Genomic DNA, 15,412 nt, shown 5'->3' on the forward strand with positions numbered 1-15,412 from the left:
GTTCACTTTTCTTTTATTAAACAAGGAGGACGTGCTGGCCGGTTAGCGAGTGAATACCCTGGACGGCTAACCGGTTAATTAGCGCGCTAAGTTTTACACGCACCATTAACGAAAACAAGCCTGACGCTAACATCTTTAACCTAAAGTTAACCTCGGCGTGGCCCACCGTTGAGGCGGCGTTGAGATAACGGCTGAGGGCAGGGATGACGAGCACGCGCTGCGCTGAAAAAAAAGCCACGGCGACACAGGGTTGCCGCCTTTTTCAGCGATCGCACGCAGAACGAGAATTTGCCGTTGACACTCAAACAGCGGTCTCATATTATGCCGTCCGTCGAGGTAACTCGGCGGTTTTTTCGGTACGGGGCTATAGCTCAGCTGGGAGAGCGCTTGCATGGCATGCAAGAGGTCAGCGGTTCGATCCCGCTTAGCTCCACCAAACCGCTCCCAACGGTTTGCACTGAAAAAACGAATTCCAGATGTGGGGGTATAGCTCAGCTGGGAGAGCGCTTGCATGGCATGCAAGAGGTCAGCGGTTCGATCCCGCTTATCTCCACCAATTCTCTGTTCGTTCAGAACAAACGTACTTAAAACCCGATAATAATACTGCCCGTTTGCGCAGTGTGACGTTGCATTCGCCGAATGGCTGCGTGCAATGGCGCTGACTTGCAGCGCCTTTCCGTGTTAAACCGTCACGGCCTGTGGCTGCAACTGCAGCACGCGAAAACCGTGGGTACCGTCGCGATCCAGTTGCGCCACCAGACCATATTCCCAGTCAAGATAGGCCTGCATCACGTCCGGTTCAATATCGGTGCCTTCGTACGGGCGGCGATAACGATCGATGGGCGGCGAGAGCAGGCGCTGCTCGCCCTGTTCGGTGGGCAGACCGGCGGCGCGCCAGGCTGCATTGCCTCCCGCCAGCACCCGCACCGGTTTGCCGGTCAGCGTGGCAATTTGCTCCACGGCATAGCTGGCCAGCAGGCTGCTGCCGCAGGTCAGCACATAGCGGCCAGCATCGGGCAGTAGTGCCTTGCCCTGCTGCTGCAGGGTGGAACGCAGCAGCCAGGCCGCCCCGGGAATATGGCTGTTGCGGTAATTGGCGAGCGTGGTGAAATCCAGCACCTGCGTGTCGCCAGCCGCCAGCCACTCGGCCAGCTGAGCGGGGGAGATCGATTCCGGCGCAGCAACCGGCGCGACCTGCGGCTGCCAGCTACCGACAGCGCTGAAATCGCTGGCCTGCAATGCGTCAAGCACCGCCACCTGCCAGCCAAGCTGCGCCAGCCAGGAGCCGGTCATACTGGCGCGGACACCATCATCATCCACCAGCACGATACGCGCACCGCGCACGCTGGCGTAATGATCGGTCTCCTGTACCAGCTGGCCGCCCGCCACGTGGCGGCTGCCCGGCAGATGACCGGCGGCGTACTCTTCGGCATCACGCACGTCGAACAGGTAGGTGGTGCGTGCTTCCTGCTGCCAGCGCGTCAGCGTCGCCAGAGGAATGCGTGTCACACCAGCGCGATCGGCAATGGCGCGTGCCTGGCTCGCGGCCTGACGTTGCGCGGTTTCGCTGGCGTTGCCATAGCGGCGGCTCTGCCCATGCTCCAGCGCATGACCGGCCAGCGTCCAGCCAATGGTGCCGTTGCGCAGCGCGAATACCGGATTACGAATACCGGCATTGACCAGCGACTGCGTGCCAATAATGCTGCGCGTGCGTCCGGCGCAATTCACAATCACTGTGGTGCGCGGTGATGGGGCTAAATCGCGCACGCGCAGCACCAGTTCGCCGCCGGGTACGCTGGTGGCGCCCGGAATGCTCATGGTGTGATATTCATCAAAGCGCCGCGCATCCAGCACCACCACGTCGGCATCATTGCTAATCAGCGCCTGTACCTCATCGGCGGAGAGCGAAGGCGTGCGGGCATGATGTTCCACCAGTTCGCCAAACGCTTTGCTGGGTGAATTGACATCGATAAAGAGCTCACCGCCAGACGCCTGCCAGCCGGCTAAATCATCGGCCAGTAGCGTGACCTGCTGATAACCCAGTGCGGCGAGACGTTCAGCGGCGGTCTGCGCCAGGCCTTCGCCGTTGTCATACAGCGTAATGGCGGTGTGACGTTGGGGAATGCGGTCCAGCAGCTCCAGCTCCAGCTTTGACAGCGGAATGTTGACGGCAAACAGCGGATGCCCGGTAGCAAACAGCGCCTCATCGCGCACGTCAATGATCGCCACTTCCTGTTGCTGACGCAGCGCTGTCAGCAGTTCCGCCGCCTGGCGAAACGGGAAAACCGGTTTAGTCATGTGAAAGGTCCCAAATGTTAGGTAGATAACGGTTGCTGTAGCCGGAAATAAAGCGTTTTTGGTGGCCGTCGGCGGTGTAGACCGCGCGCTCAACCGCGCCGATATTCGCGCCATACACGTGGATACTGACGGAGACGCGATCGTCAAAGGCGTTGCTGACGCGATGGATATCACCGACCGTCGGCGACACCGCCTCCACGCTGCCGGGTTCAAGCCGCACCGGCGCACCTTCTGCCTGTAAACCGTGCGGGCCCGGCTGCCACGATTGTGAAATTTCGGCGCCGCGCAGCATGCCAATCAGGCCCCAGACGCGGTGATCGTGAATCGGCGTCTGCTGACCCGGCCCCCAGACAAAACTCACCACGGAAAAGCGCTGCTGCGCATCGGCATACAGCAGATATTGTTGATAGTGCTGCGGATGGGGCTGGGTAAACGCCTCATCCAGCCAGTCATCGTGGCGAATCAGTTCGGCCAGCCAGCCGCTGCCCTGCCGCAAAATGGTCGCTTCGTCCGGCTGGCTGTCGAGCAGGGTGGCCAGCCGGGCGACGAAGGTGCGCAGGCGATGGTGCTGATAATCACTCATGATTTGTCTCCCGGCGCGTGCTGGGCGATGCGGTTAGCGGCGGCGGACAGACTGAAGTCAAACGCCTGGCTGACATCGACCTGTTTTGGCAATACCTGATAACGATGGAAAAAGTCGGCGGATTTCTGCAGCGTGGCAATCAGGTGCGTATCAAACACCAGCGGGCGGATGCGCGCATCGTCAATCCAGCTGCGGGTAATGGCGGTGGGCATATTCAGGGTTTTGCTCAGCACGCCGGCGAATTCCTGCGGATGGTGTTGCGCCCAGATTTGCGCCTTCGCCAGTCGCGCCAGCAGGTCGGCAATCGCTTCCCGCTTGCCGGCGTCCTGCAACGCTTCATTGCGGGCCAGCGCGTAGGAGTAACCGGACATAATGCCTTTACCCCCGCCGTCCGGTACGCGCACCGTGCCGTCGATGGCGGTCGAGGTGGCGATATAGGGCTCCCACGGCGCCCAGGCCGCGACCGCACCGGACGTCAGCGCCGCGCGGCCATCCACCGGTCCGAGAAAGCGCAGCGTGACATCCTGCGGCGTCAGGCCCGCGCGCTCCAGCAGGCCAAGCAGCAGATAGTGTCCCCAGCCGCCGCGGTTGACCGCGATCTGCTTACCTTTCAAATCCTGCAGCCGGTGAATGCCGGCGTCGGGGCGGGTCAGCAGGGCGATGCTGTCCGGGTTATTCTGCCAGGCACCCACGGCTTTCACCGGCGCGCCTGCCGCATAGACAAACAGAAACGGCAAATCACCGGTAAAGCCAACGTCGAGCGCCCCGGCATTGAGCGCTTCCTGCACCGGCGCGCCGGAGTCAAAGGCGGTGAGCTTAAGATCGTAAGGCAGATTGTTCAGTTCGCCCGAGGCTTTCAGGGCGGCAAAACGATCGCCCTTAACATCGCCAAGGCGCAGCGTGACTTTATCGGCCGCCAGCAGCGGCTGGAGTGACGCGAGGGCCAGCGCAACACCGGCAAACAGAGCGGCGAGACGCATCAGGCGCTCCTTTTTTCAGTTGCGCTGAGCGCAGCCACTTTTTCACGCGTCAGCGGCAGCAGTTCACGGCCGTATTCCACCGCATCATTCAGCGGGTCAAATCCGCGGATCAGCACGCTATGAATGCCGAGGCGATAATAATCCAGCAGCGCCTCAGAAACCTGATCCGGCGTGCCGACCAGCGCGGTGGAGTTGTAGCCGCCCTGCACCAGTTTTGCCACGCCGGTCCACAACACTTTGTCGTGGCGATCGCTCTCATGCGCCGCCGCCAGCAGACGCTGCGCACCGACACTCTGCGGCTTCGGCAACCCAAAGGTATAGCCGGTCTCCGCCAGCTGCTTCTCTGCGGTGGCGCGGATATGTTCGGCGCGCTCCCAGGCTTCTTTTTCGGTGTTACCCAGAATAGGCCGGAAGGAGATGTTAAACGCAATCTGGCGCCCCTGCGCGGCCGCCGCCGCACGCACGTTACGTACCGTCTCGGCCGCGCCTTTTAACGGTTCGCCCCACAGCGCGAAGACATCGGCATGCCGCGCCGCCACGTCAATCGCCTCCGGTGACGATCCGCCGAAATAGATCGGCAGCTTATGTTGCAGCGGTTTAATGGCAGAGAAAGCCTGCTCAGCCTGGTAAAACCGGCCCTGATGATCGTAAGGCTGCGGCGATTCAAGGCTCTGTTTCAGCACGCTGAGAAATTCGTCGGTGCGCGCATAGCGTTCAGCCTTGCTGAGAAAATCACCGTCGCGGCGCTGTTCGCTGTCGCTGCCGCCGCTGATAATGTGCACGGCCAGGCGGCCGTCGGTGAGATGGTCGAGCGAAGCCAGTTTGCGGGCCGCCAGCGTGGGCGCGACAAACCCCGGACGGTGCGCCAGCAGGAATTTAATCTTCTGGGTATGCGCCGCTGCGTGAGCGGTGACCAGAAAGCCATCGGGTTGATCGGACCAGTAGCCGACAAGGATGCGGTCGAAACCGGCCGCTTCATGGGCGCGGGCAAAGCGGGCAATGTAATCTTTATCGAACAACGTGCCGGATGCGGGAATGATTTCTGAGGCAAGCCGGTGGCCAATCATGCCAAGGAACTGAATGCTCATGCGATTCTCCTGAGGTGAGGTCAGAAGGAAAAGCTACGGGCGCAGACGGCAACAACGGAAATTCGATATTGTGCAAAGGGTTTGCGGGAAACGGTGAAGCAGGGCGTGACGCGGCGGCAGGCTGACTGGCGCGGGATATAACGCTTAGGTATATAAAAGAAGAGAAGGGCGAGCCGCAGCCCGCCCTATAGATCAGAAGCCCAGCACCAGACCGGCGATGGCGGCGGAGAGCACGCTCACCAGCGTCGAGCCGTACAGCAGTTTCAGGCCGAAACGTGATACCACGTTACCCTGCTCTTCATGCAGACCTTTGATCGCGCCTGCGACAATGCCGATGGAGGAGAAGTTGGCGAAGGAGACCAGGAACACCGACAGAATGCCTTCCGCATGCGGCGACAGCTGACCGGCGATTTTCTGCAGGTCCATCATTGCAACGAATTCGTTAGAAACCAGCTTGGTCGCCATGATGCTGCCCACCTGCAGCGCTTCGCTGGATGGTACGCCCATTACCCAGGCAAACGGATAGAACACATAGCCCAGCACGCCCTGGAAGCTGATGCCGAAGATGGTATCAAACAGCGCGTTAAGACCGGAGATCAGCGCGATAAAACCAATCAGCATCGCCGCAACGATAATCGCCACCTTGAAACCGGCCAGGATGTATTCACCCAGCATCTCAAAGAAGCTCTGACCTTTATGCAGATCCTGCAGCTGCAGATCTTCTTCGCTGTCCACGCGGTACGGGTTAATCAGCGACAGCACGATAAAGGTACTGAACATGTTGAGCACCAGTGCGGCCACTACGTACTTTGGCTGCAGCATCGTCATGTAGGCGCCCACAATCGACATCGACACCGTCGACATCGCGGTGGCTGCCATGGTGTACATGCGGCGCTGTGACATTTTGCCAAGGATATCCTTATAGGCGATAAAGTTTTCTGACTGTCCCAGAATCAGAGAGCTGACGGCGTTAAAGGATTCCAGTTTGCCCATGCCGTTGATCTTCGACAGCACGGTACCGATAGCGCGAATCACCCACGGCAGGATGCGGAAATGCTGCAAAATACCGATCAGGGCCGAGATGAAGACGATAGGGCACAAAACATTGAGGAAGAAGAAGGCCAGGCCTTTCTCGTTCATGTTACCGAACACGAAATTGGTGCCTTCTGCTGCATATTTGAGCAGATGATCAAACAGCCCGGCGAAACCTTTAACAAAACCAAGGCCTGCTTCGGAGTTAAGGAAGAACCACGCCAGCAGCACTTCAATCACCAGCAGCTGAACGATATAGCGAATCCGGATACTCTTACGATCGTGACTGACGAGTAACGCCAGCACGGCTACCACCACCAATGCTAAAAGGAAGTGCAAAATATGGGACATATCGGCTCCAAATTTGAGGAGGGTTGTATTTTGCTGCGTATTCTATGTAACGCGTTACTTAAAAACGAGATCAAAACCACAATATAAGTATTCGGTATCGCTTTATTTCTCAGATTAGTCTCACCGCTCACAACCTGTTTACAAATCGATCACAAGAAATATCCACAAAGAGATTGTCTATAATTTGACCCGGGAGTAGAGTGAAACCTGTTGCATAATTTTTAGCAAGCGCTAACTTTACCTTGTGGTATAGCAATGGCTATACTTTATAGCACCATCTATCAATGCGATAACTATAACCAAATTTCACTTGCCTTGAATGCCCCGTAAGCTGGATGGGTCAGACAAGCGTTAGGACAGGGTCAAAACTATGTCAGAAAGTCGCACCGCCGAGCGCGCCGCTCGCGGAGCCAGAAAGATCAAGCTCGCGCTGCTGGGACCGGCCTTCATCGCGGCCATTGGTTATATCGATCCCGGCAACTTTGCCACCAACATCCAGGCGGGGGCCGCGTACGGCTACAAACTGCTGTGGGTGGTGGTGTGGGCCAACATCATGGCGATGCTGATCCAGCTGATGTCCGCCAAGCTGGGCATTGCCACCGGTAAAAACCTCGCCGAGCATATTCGCGATCGCTTCCCGCGCCCGGCGGTATGGTTCTACTGGGTACAGGCGGAGATCATCGCCATGGCCACCGATCTGGCGGAATTCATCGGGGCTGCGCTCGGCTTTAAGCTGCTGCTTGGCATCTCGCTGCTGCAGGGCGCGGTGTTAACCGGTATCGCCACGTTCCTGATTCTGATGCTGCAGAACCGTGGACAGAAACCGCTGGAGCTGGTGATTGGCGGGCTGCTGCTGTTTGTCGCCGCCGCTTATATCGTTGAGCTGTTCTTCTCGCAGCCGCGCGTCAGCGATCTGGTTGTAGGCATGGCGCTGCCGAGCCTGCCCACTTCGGACGCGGTATTCCTCGCGGCTGGCGTGCTGGGCGCGACCATTATGCCGCACGTCATTTATCTGCACTCGGCGCTGACGCAGTACGGTAATAAAGGCAGCAAGGCGGAGCGCTACTCCTCCACCAAGCTCGACGTGGCGATCGCCATGACCATTGCCGGTTTCGTTAACCTGGCGATGATGGCCACCGCAGCGGCCGCGTTTCACTTTAGCGGTCACACCAGCATTGTCGATCTCGACCAGGCCTATCTGACGCTGCAGCCGCTGCTGGGTCACGCGGCGGCGATTGTGTTTGGGCTGAGTCTGGTAGCGGCCGGCCTCTCTTCTACCGTGGTGGGCACGCTGGCCGGCCAGGTGGTGATGCAGGGCTTTATCCGCTTCCACATTCCGCTGTGGTTCCGTCGTACCATTACCATGCTGCCGTCCTTTATTGTTATCTGGGCGGGCTGGGATCCGACGCGCATTCTGGTGATGAGCCAGGTGCTGCTGAGCTTCGGTATTGCGCTGGCGCTGATTCCGCTGCTGTCGTTCACCGGGAACCGTGACATCATGGGCGATGAACTGGTGAACTCACGCCTGATGCAAAATGCCGGACGTCTGATTGTGGTGCTGGTGGTGGCGCTGAATATCTATCTGCTGGTGGGCGAAGCGCTCGGCTGGTAAGCAAATGACTGAATAAAAAAATCCCGGCTGCGTCTGCGCCGGGATTTTTTTTAATGGTGATGATGGTCGTGGCGGTCGTGCCGGCGATCGTGACGCCAGTGTTCGCGGCGTTCGCGCTCGTGCCAGCGGCGCTCACGTTCACGCTCCCAGGCACGATGGCGTTTCCACTCTTCGTGACGCCACCAGCGATGATCGTTGTACTGATAGCGATCGTGCCACCAGCGCGGTTCACGCCAGCGACCGCCGTCCCAGTAGTAGCCGCGACGATCGCGATCGCCGAGATGCAGCGTGACGCCAGGGGCCAGATTGATGGTAGCGCTACTGGCTTCAGCTGTGTGCAGCGCCAGAGGGGATAACGTTGCCAGCAAAGCGGCAAACAAAATTGCACGTTTCATACTTTCTCCTCATCGATAGCATCGAGGCTACCGTGGCGCTAGTGTGCCATATCGGACCAGACACGCCTTGAGATTTAGTCTGAAAAAGTGTCAGCGAAAGGTTGTGCAGCGTTTTCTGCTAAAGACAGCGCCCGGAAAATTCCGGGCGGGTAAACGGTTACACCAGAATTTGCTCAATGGCGGCGATCTCGTCCGCCGTTAATTCAGGCTGGCTCAGCATGTCGACGGCATCATCAATCTGCGCGGTTTTACTGGCGCCAATCAGCACCGACGTGACGCGCGTGTCGCGCAGCACCCAGCGCAGCGCCATTTGCGCCAGCTTTTGACCGCGCTGCTGCGCCAGCGCCTGGAGCTGCTGCACTTTCGCCATCTTCTCTGGCGTTAGCTGGTTTTCGTTAAGGAATTTGCTGCCGCTGGCGATGCGCGAATCCTGCGGAATGCCCTGCAGATAGCGGTCGGTCAGCACGCCACCGGCCAGCGGCGAGAAAGCAATACAGCCGACGCCATTGTCGCCCAGCACATCCAGCAGACCCTGTTCCGGCGTGCGTTCGAACATCGAATAGCGCGGCTGGTGGATCAGGCAGGGGGTGCCGAGATCGCGCAGCATGGCGATAGCGGCGGCGGCTTTATCCGCCGGGTAGTTCGAAATCGCCGCGTACAGCGCTTTACCCTGACGCACCACCTGATCGAGCGCGCGCATGGTCTCTTCCAGTGGCGTTTCCGGATCCGGACGATGGTGATAAAAGATATCCACGTACTCCAGCCCCATGCGCTTCAGGCTTTGATCGAGGCTGGAAATCAGGTACTTGCGTGAGCCCCAGTCGCCGTACGGACCGTCCCACATGGTGTAACCCGCTTTGGTGGAGATCACCAGCTCGTCGCGCAGGCCGTGAAAATCTTCGCGCAGAATGCGGCCAAAGTTGCTCTCCGCAGAACCGGGCGGCGGCCCGTAGTTATTGGCCAGATCAAAATGGGTAATACCGCGATCAAATGCGTGACGCAGCAGCGCGCGGCTGTTGTCGACGCGCGTGCTGTCGCCAAAGTTGTGCCATAGACCCAGCGAAATCGCCGGCAGCTTCAGGCCGCTGCGGCCGCTGCGGCGATACTGCATCTGGTGATAACGTTCGGCGTGGGGAAAAGTACTCATGCAGCGTTCCTGTCTCAGGTGGGAGAAAGTGGCATCAGCATAGCAGTGTATGCGTTTACACTGCGCCGTAACGCGGCAAAGATCGCAACTTACAGAATTTTCTGTCGTCGTAACGAATGCTTGCCATGCATGACAGCGCGATGATGGTGAAAATCTCGCCAGTTCAGCCACATCGCTAATACTCCTGATCATTCCCCTTCACAGGAGCGGTCGATGAACACTCTTAACGTTGGCGACTATTTACTGCATCGTTTGCACCAGGCGGGTATCCGCCATCTGTTCGGCGTACCCGGCGACTACAACCTGCAATTTCTCGACAGCGTCATTGACCATCCCGGCATTACCTGGGTCGGCTGCGCTAATGAACTCAATGCCGCCTATGCGGCCGATGGTTACGGTCGCTGCAACGGCGCGGCCGCGCTGCTGACCACCTTTGGCGTCGGTGAACTCAGCGCGATTAACGGCATCGCCGGCAGTTACGCCGAATATGTGCCGGTGATTCACATCGTCGGCGCTCCCGCCAGCCACGCCCAGCAGCAGGGCGACTGCGTGCATCATTCGCTCGGCGACGGCGATTTCGGCCATTTTCTGCGCATGGCCCAGGAAGTCAGTGCCGCCAGCGCGGTGCTGAGCGCCGACAACGCCGTGGCTGAAATTGATCGGGTCATCGCTGGCGCGCTACAGCAGCACCGTCCGGGCTATTTGCTGCTGGCGGTGGATGTCGCCGCCGCCACGGTAACGCTGCCGTCCGCCAGCGCCAGCCCGGCACCGGCTGAAAACCGCGACGTGGCGCAGGCGTTTGCCGCAGCGGCGGAGCCCCTGCTGGCACCGGCGCAGCGCGTGGCGCTGCTGGCCGATTTTCTCGCTGCCCGCTGGCAGCTGCAGGCACCGCTGGCTGAGCTGCGTGCGCTGCGCGCCATTCCGGCTGCCACGCTACTGATGGGCAAGGGCGTACTGGATGAGCAGCAACCGGGCTTCGTCGGCACCTACGCCGCCAGCGGCAGCCGCGAAACCGTGCGCGCGGCAATTGAAGACACCGATGTCACCCTGTGCGTCGGCGTGCGTTTTACCGACACCCTGACCGCCGGGTTTACCCAGCAGCTGTCGGCGCAGCGGGTGATTGATCTGCAGCCGTTTCATGCCAGCGTCGCCGGAGAAACCTTCGCACCGCTGAGTATGGCGCAGGCGCTGGCCGCGCTGCTGCCGGTTTATCAGCGCCACTGCGCGCACTGGGCCACGGGCGAGGCCGACATGCCGGACGATGCACCGCCCGCTGCTGCCGCCGTAATCAGTCAGCAGGCTTTCTGGCAGGCGATGCAGCGTTTCCTGCAGCCCGGTGATATTATCCTTGCCGATCAGGGCACGGCGGCGTTTGGTGCTGCCGCGCTGCGTTTACCGCATGATGCGCAGCTGCTGGTACAACCTTTATGGGGTTCCATTGGCTATACTTTACCCGCCACCTTTGGTGCCCAGACGGCGCAGCCCGACCGGCGCGTCATTCTGATCATCGGCGATGGATCGGCGCAGCTGACCATTCAGGAACTGGGATCGATCCAGCGCGACGGCTTAAGCCCGATCATTTTTCTGCTGAATAATGAGGGATACACTGTCGAACGCGCGATCCATGGAGCGGAACAGCGCTACAACGACATCGCGCAGTGGAACTGGACCGCGCTGCCGCAGGCAATGAGCCTGAGTTGTGCGGCTCAGAGCTGGCGCATCAGTGAAACGGCGCAGCTCGACGCCGTGATGGCGCTGCTCAGCCAGGCGCGTTGCCTGTCACTGATTGAGGTGGTGATGGAGAAACAGGATTTGCCGCCGCTGCTGCGCACCGTCACGGCGGCGCTGCACCAGCGCAATAGCCACAAAGTTTAGGACAGTTGCCTCTGTACAGTTGGGCTGGCGACAGTCAGGCTGTGCGTCGCACTGAATGACCAACGCTCATCGTGCAAGGTGAGCGTTGTTGTTTTATTGGCAGGCTTTTATAGTGTCCTGCACTTGTTTATGACCCAAGCGGAGCAGCAGAAGAATGACAAAATACGCCCTGGTCGGCGATGTGGGCGGCACTAACGCTCGTCTCGCCTTGTGTGAGGTGGAGACCGGCGCCATCTCCCAGGCCAAAACATTCTCAACATCAGACTACGACAACCTTGAAGCAGTTATCCGTCACTATCTGGATGAGCAAAAACAGGACATTACCGACGGCTGCATCGCCATCGCCTGTCCGATCACCGGCGACTGGGTGGAGATGACCAACCATGACTGGGCCTTCTCAACGCGTCAGATGAAGGAAAGTCTGGGCTTTACTACGCTGGAAATCATTAACGATTTCACCGCGGTTTCCATGGCGATTCCAATGCTGACGGCGCAGGACGTCCTGCAGTTCGGCGGCAAATCGCCGGTGCAGGATAAACCGATTGCCATCTACGGTGCTGGCACCGGGCTCGGCGTCAGCCATCTGGTGCACGTTGATAAGCGCTGGGTCAGCCTGCCGGGTGAGGGCGGTCACGTTGACTTCGCGCCAAACAGCGAAGAAGAGGACGCGATTCTCGAAGTGCTGCGCGCCGAACTGGGTCACGTTTCTGCCGAGCGCGTGCTGTCGGGTTCCGGACTGGTTAACCTGTATCGCGCGATTGTGAAATCCGATCAGCGCGAGCCGGAAAACCTCAAGCCAAAAGATGTCACCGAGCGGGCACTGCAGGACAGCTGCATTGACTGCCGCCGCGCGCTGACGCTGTTCTGCGTCATCATGGGACGGTTTGGCGGCAACCTGGCGCTGAACCTGGGCACCTTTGGCGGCGTCTACATTGCCGGTGGCATCGTGCCGCGCTTCCTCGAGTTCTTTAAAGCGTCCGGCTTCCGCGCGGCGTTTGAAGACAAAGGCCGCTTCCGCGATTACCTCGTGGATATTCCGGTCTACATGATTACTCATGACCAGCCGGGCCTGCTTGGCGCCGGTGCCCATCTGCGCCAGGCGCTGGGGCGCGTGCTGTAATCTGACGGGCGAACGGCTTCCCGTGCCGTTCGCCTTCAAAGATGCATCAGCTGGCGAAACGCCTTTACCTTGCTGCGACTCACCGGCACCTGCGCATCCATATCGCGCAGCTTCACCAGATAGGTGTTGTTAAACCACGGTTCGATCTCGCCAATCTTGCTCAGATTAACGCAGTACGAACGGTGGCAGCGAAAGAACATCGATTCAGGCAAACGGCTGCAAAACTCGCTGATCGCCATCGACATCACATAGGCTTCGCGCCGCGTGTAGACAAACGTCAGCTTCTCATGCGCTTCAACGTAATAGATATCGTTGATATCGGTCACGATAATGCGCTCATCTTTGACTAAATTCACCGTTTGCGGCGCGCTGGCTGCCGGGTTGTGCTGCTGCGCCTGCTGCTGCTGTGCGCTGGCCTCCAGCTTGTTCAGCATGGTGATGATGCGCGACTCGTGATACGGCTTGAGGATGTAGTCAAACGCCTGCAGTTCGAATGCCTCGACCGCGTGCTCTTTCCACGCGGTGATAAACACAATCAGCGGCTTATGGATAAACTGGTTGATGTTCTGCGCCAGCAACATGCCGTCCAGTGACGGGATGTTGATATCGAGAAAAATCACGTCCACCCGATGAGTCTGCAGATACTTCAGCACTTCCAGCCCATCATCAAAGCAGGCTTCGATGCTGATCTGGCTATGCTGCTGGATCATCCAGCTTAGCTCCTGCTGCGCCAGGAATTCGTCTTCGACAATAATGGCTTTCACGCTGAGGTTTCCGCTAACGGGGTGAGCGGGCCGGACAGCCGCTGACCACTTTTGCTGAGGGTAAAGGCGATTTCCGTACCGGGCTGATGACGGGTGATGGTTAAGCCGTGGCCGGACAGCAGTTTCACCCGGTGATGCACATTCAGCAGGCCTATTTTGTTGCCCGGCATTTCGTTGCGCGCCACCCGGCTGACCACCTCTTCGCTGATGCCGGCACCGGTATCGCGCACCGCCACGCGCACGCGATCGCCCAGATCTTTCACGCTTAGCGTGACCACGCCTTTGCCGCGACACGGCTGGATACCGTGCACGATGGCATTCTCCACCAGCGGCTGGATCAGCAGGCTGGGCAGCGAAAAGTGCAGATCCTCATCGATGTCGTAAATCATCGACAGCTTGTCGCCAAACCTTGCCTGCTCAATGGCGATGTAATCTTTCACCTGCCACAGCTCTTTTTTGATGTCGATGGGTTCATCGTCGTTGAGTTCCAGGTTGTAACGCAGGTAGCGCGACAGATTAATCACCAGCTGGCGCGCCGTGTCCGGATTCAGGCGAATCGATGAGGAGATGGCATTGAGCGCGTTGAACAGGAAGTGCGGGTTGATTTTGCTTTGCAGCGCGCGCAGTTCGGCTTTATTGGCCATCTCGCGCAGCTGCTCGGCACGCGAGACTTCCAGCTGCGTCGAGATGATTTGCGACAGACCGACCGCCATCTCTTTCAGCGAACCAGTAATACGATGGGCGCGGCGATAGTAGATTTTCAGCGTGCCGGTCACTTCCCCTTTTTCCCAAAGGGGAATCACCAGCATTGAGTGAATGTCTTTGGTGCGGTGTGCCTCATCATTATTCTTAATGATAATTTTACCGCTGGCGATCGCCTGCGCGGTGGTCGGACTGATGCCGTCGTCGCCGTTGTGGTAGTTCTGCTCGCCGTAGCCGACGTAAGCCAGAATCTGTTTGGTGTTAGTGATCGCCACCGCATCGGCATGGATATCGTTGCGAATGATGGCGCACACTTTGCGCAGCGAGTCGCTATTAACCTGACGAAACAGCGGCAGGGTTTTGTTGGCAATCTCCAGCGCCAGCTTGGCCTGACGCGCGGCAATCGCCTCTTTTTCCCCTTCGACGCTCTGCACCAGCAGCACAATCAAACCAATGCTCGACGCACCGAGAATCATCGGCAGCGCAATTTCCGACACGATGGTTAAACCAAGTGACATCGGTTTCGCCCACAGCACGATCAGCAGCATGGTCAGGCTTTCACACAGCATGCCGCCGAGGATGCCGGCGCGCCAGCGCTGCTCTTTGCTGACGAAGCGGTTGATGGCACCGGCGGCGATACCGGCGATGATGCTGGTAACCAGACAGGGCACCGAGGTGATGCCGTCGATATCAATCAGGAAGCGGTGCACGCCGGCAATCACGCCGGTTGCAATGCCGACCCACGGCCCGAACAGAATGCCGCCCGCCATGACCGCAATCACCCGGACGTTGAGCAGTGAGCCGTCAACGTTGATGCCGGACCAGGTGCTGAACAGCGCAAACAGCGAGAAGATGGCGGTCACCACGGCTTTTTCGCCGATTGAGTGCTCATCTTTTTGCAGTAGCTGACGAAATACGCGGGTGCGGGTCAGGAAGAACAGGCAGATCAGCATCAGCGCGGCGCGGTCAAACACCGCCAGCAGCATGTCGAAATGGGAAGGCACGGTGTTCTCCGGAGCAGGCAAGGTTGCGGACATGATAAAAAATGTGATCGCGATCCGCCAGCGTCCCGGCAAGCTGCAGACGTTTCTCATAGCCTGGATCAATTTTTAAGGCGCGCGCTGCCGGTGCGCATCAATGCGCACCCTACAGGACCGCAGATGCACCGCAGGGGCGCCATTTATGGCGACCAGATACGAAGATGCGCGCTGCCGGTGCGCATCAATGCGCACCCTACAGGACCGCAGATGCACCGCAGGGGCGCCATTTATGGCGACCAGATATGAAAGTGCGCGCTGCCGGTGCGCATCAATGCGCAACCTGCAAGACCTCAGATGCACTCCAGGGGCGCCATTTATGGCGACCAGATATGAAGGTGCGCACTGCCGGTGCGCATCAATGCGCACCCTACAGGACCGCAGATGCACCGTAGGGTCGCCATTTATGGCGACCAGATATGAAGGTG

Annotated in this window: 12 protein-coding genes and 2 tRNA genes; 5 read left to right on the forward strand and 9 right to left on the reverse strand. The window is 59.0% G+C overall.

What is annotated here, in order from left to right; all coding sequences use genetic code 11:
- The first annotated feature begins 360 nt into the window (after nt 1–360).
- Nucleotides 361–436: transfer RNA gene (locus tag AC6I8F_RS05970), tRNA-Ala, on the forward strand.
- 44 nt (nt 437–480) lie between these two features.
- Nucleotides 481–556, forward strand: a tRNA-Ala gene (locus tag AC6I8F_RS05975).
- A 125-nt stretch (nt 557–681) separates the two neighbouring features.
- Here AC6I8F_RS05975 and AC6I8F_RS05980 read toward each other — a convergent pair.
- The 5 genes from AC6I8F_RS05980 to AC6I8F_RS06000 all read right to left on the reverse strand — a co-directional run bounded on the left by AC6I8F_RS05980 (nt 682) and on the right by AC6I8F_RS06000 (nt 6,332).
- Nucleotides 682–2,298: a rhodanese homology domain-containing protein gene (locus AC6I8F_RS05980; protein WP_498028617.1), complete on the reverse strand. Its 1,617-nt coding sequence runs from the start codon at nt 2,296–2,298 to the stop codon at nt 682–684.
- Nucleotides 2,291–2,881, reverse strand: coding sequence for a cysteine dioxygenase family protein (locus tag AC6I8F_RS05985; RefSeq protein WP_494260394.1), 591 nt, complete (start codon nt 2,879–2,881; stop codon nt 2,291–2,293). The genes AC6I8F_RS05980 and AC6I8F_RS05985 overlap by 8 nt, the downstream gene beginning before the upstream one ends.
- Nucleotides 2,878–3,861: an ABC transporter substrate-binding protein gene (locus tag AC6I8F_RS05990; protein ID WP_132464867.1), complete on the reverse strand. Its 984-nt coding sequence runs from the start codon at nt 3,859–3,861 to the stop codon at nt 2,878–2,880. The genes AC6I8F_RS05985 and AC6I8F_RS05990 overlap by 4 nt, the downstream gene beginning before the upstream one ends.
- Nucleotides 3,861–4,949, reverse strand: coding sequence for an LLM class flavin-dependent oxidoreductase (locus AC6I8F_RS05995; RefSeq protein ID WP_211727347.1), 1,089 nt, complete (start codon nt 4,947–4,949; stop codon nt 3,861–3,863). The genes AC6I8F_RS05990 and AC6I8F_RS05995 overlap by 1 nt, the downstream gene beginning before the upstream one ends.
- A 192-nt stretch (nt 4,950–5,141) precedes the next feature.
- Nucleotides 5,142–6,332 (reverse strand): NupC/NupG family nucleoside CNT transporter, encoded by a 1,191-nt coding sequence (locus AC6I8F_RS06000; protein WP_031279840.1) that lies wholly within the window; start codon nt 6,330–6,332, stop codon nt 5,142–5,144.
- 370 nt (nt 6,333–6,702) lie between these two features.
- Here AC6I8F_RS06000 and AC6I8F_RS06005 point away from each other — a divergent pair, with 370 nt between their 5' ends.
- A complete protein-coding gene (locus tag AC6I8F_RS06005) occupies nt 6,703–7,944 on the forward strand; it encodes an Nramp family divalent metal transporter (protein ID WP_021508247.1) in 1,242 nt (413 codons plus the stop codon).
- Nucleotides 7,945–7,994: 50 nt separating this feature from the next.
- Here AC6I8F_RS06005 and AC6I8F_RS06010 read toward each other — a convergent pair whose 3' ends face one another.
- Together AC6I8F_RS06010 and mgrA are read right to left on the reverse strand one after the other, a co-directional pair.
- Entirely contained in the window at nt 7,995–8,339 is a 345-nt protein-coding gene (locus tag AC6I8F_RS06010) for a DUF2502 domain-containing protein (protein WP_288422156.1), read from the reverse strand.
- A gap of 157 nt (nt 8,340–8,496) precedes the next feature.
- Nucleotides 8,497–9,486 (reverse strand): L-glyceraldehyde 3-phosphate reductase, encoded by a 990-nt coding sequence (mgrA, locus tag AC6I8F_RS06015; protein ID WP_021508249.1) that lies wholly within the window; start codon nt 9,484–9,486, stop codon nt 8,497–8,499.
- A 213-nt stretch (nt 9,487–9,699) separates the two neighbouring features.
- Here mgrA and AC6I8F_RS06020 point away from each other — a divergent pair, with 213 nt between their 5' ends.
- Both AC6I8F_RS06020 and glk read left to right on the forward strand, forming a co-directional pair.
- A complete protein-coding gene (locus AC6I8F_RS06020; RefSeq protein WP_498028618.1) occupies nt 9,700–11,361 on the forward strand; it encodes an alpha-keto acid decarboxylase family protein in 1,662 nt (553 codons plus the stop codon).
- A gap of 154 nt (nt 11,362–11,515) precedes the next feature.
- Nucleotides 11,516–12,481 carry a glucokinase gene (gene glk, locus AC6I8F_RS06025; protein ID WP_058781785.1) on the forward strand — a complete coding sequence of 322 codons (966 nt, stop codon included), beginning with the start codon at nt 11,516–11,518 and terminating at the stop codon, nt 12,479–12,481.
- Nucleotides 12,482–12,516: 35 nt separating this feature from the next.
- On the opposite strand, the gene AC6I8F_RS06030 is transcribed toward glk, so the two are convergent.
- Together AC6I8F_RS06030 and AC6I8F_RS06035 are read right to left on the reverse strand one after the other, a co-directional pair.
- Nucleotides 12,517–13,245 carry a LytR/AlgR family response regulator transcription factor gene (locus AC6I8F_RS06030; RefSeq protein WP_021508252.1) on the reverse strand — a complete coding sequence of 243 codons (729 nt, stop codon included), beginning with the start codon at nt 13,243–13,245 and terminating at the stop codon, nt 12,517–12,519.
- Nucleotides 13,242–14,933 carry a LytS/YhcK type 5TM receptor domain-containing protein gene (locus AC6I8F_RS06035; protein WP_498028786.1) on the reverse strand — a complete coding sequence of 564 codons (1,692 nt, stop codon included), beginning with the start codon at nt 14,931–14,933 and terminating at the stop codon, nt 13,242–13,244. Before AC6I8F_RS06035 ends, AC6I8F_RS06030 begins: the two co-directional genes overlap by 4 nt.
- Nucleotides 14,934–15,412: the final 479 nt, after the last annotated feature.

This window comes from gamma proteobacterium symbiont of Axiagastus rosmarus (genome assembly GCF_059730925.1).

Coding starts and splice junctions, on each gene's coding strand:
- AC6I8F_RS05990 (WP_132464867.1), bottom strand. CDS start 3,861: ATGCGTCTCGCCGCTCTGTTTGCCGGTGTTGCGCTGGCCCTCGCGTCA.
- mgrA (WP_021508249.1), bottom strand. CDS start 9,486: ATGAGTACTTTTCCCCACGCCGAACGTTATCACCAGATGCAGTATCGC.
- glk (WP_058781785.1), top strand. CDS start 11,516: ATGACAAAATACGCCCTGGTCGGCGATGTGGGCGGCACTAACGCTCGT.
- AC6I8F_RS06035 (WP_498028786.1), bottom strand. CDS start 14,933: ATGCTGCTGGCGGTGTTTGACCGCGCCGCGCTGATGCTGATCTGCCTG.
- AC6I8F_RS06020 (WP_498028618.1), top strand. CDS start 9,700: ATGAACACTCTTAACGTTGGCGACTATTTACTGCATCGTTTGCACCAG.
- AC6I8F_RS06005 (WP_021508247.1), top strand. CDS start 6,703: ATGTCAGAAAGTCGCACCGCCGAGCGCGCCGCTCGCGGAGCCAGAAAG.
- AC6I8F_RS06000 (WP_031279840.1), bottom strand. CDS start 6,332: ATGTCCCATATTTTGCACTTCCTTTTAGCATTGGTGGTGGTAGCCGTG.
- AC6I8F_RS05995 (WP_211727347.1), bottom strand. CDS start 4,949: ATGAGCATTCAGTTCCTTGGCATGATTGGCCACCGGCTTGCCTCAGAA.
- AC6I8F_RS05985 (WP_494260394.1), bottom strand. CDS start 2,881: ATGAGTGATTATCAGCACCATCGCCTGCGCACCTTCGTCGCCCGGCTG.
- AC6I8F_RS05980 (WP_498028617.1), bottom strand. CDS start 2,298: ATGACTAAACCGGTTTTCCCGTTTCGCCAGGCGGCGGAACTGCTGACA.
- AC6I8F_RS06010 (WP_288422156.1), bottom strand. CDS start 8,339: ATGAAACGTGCAATTTTGTTTGCCGCTTTGCTGGCAACGTTATCCCCT.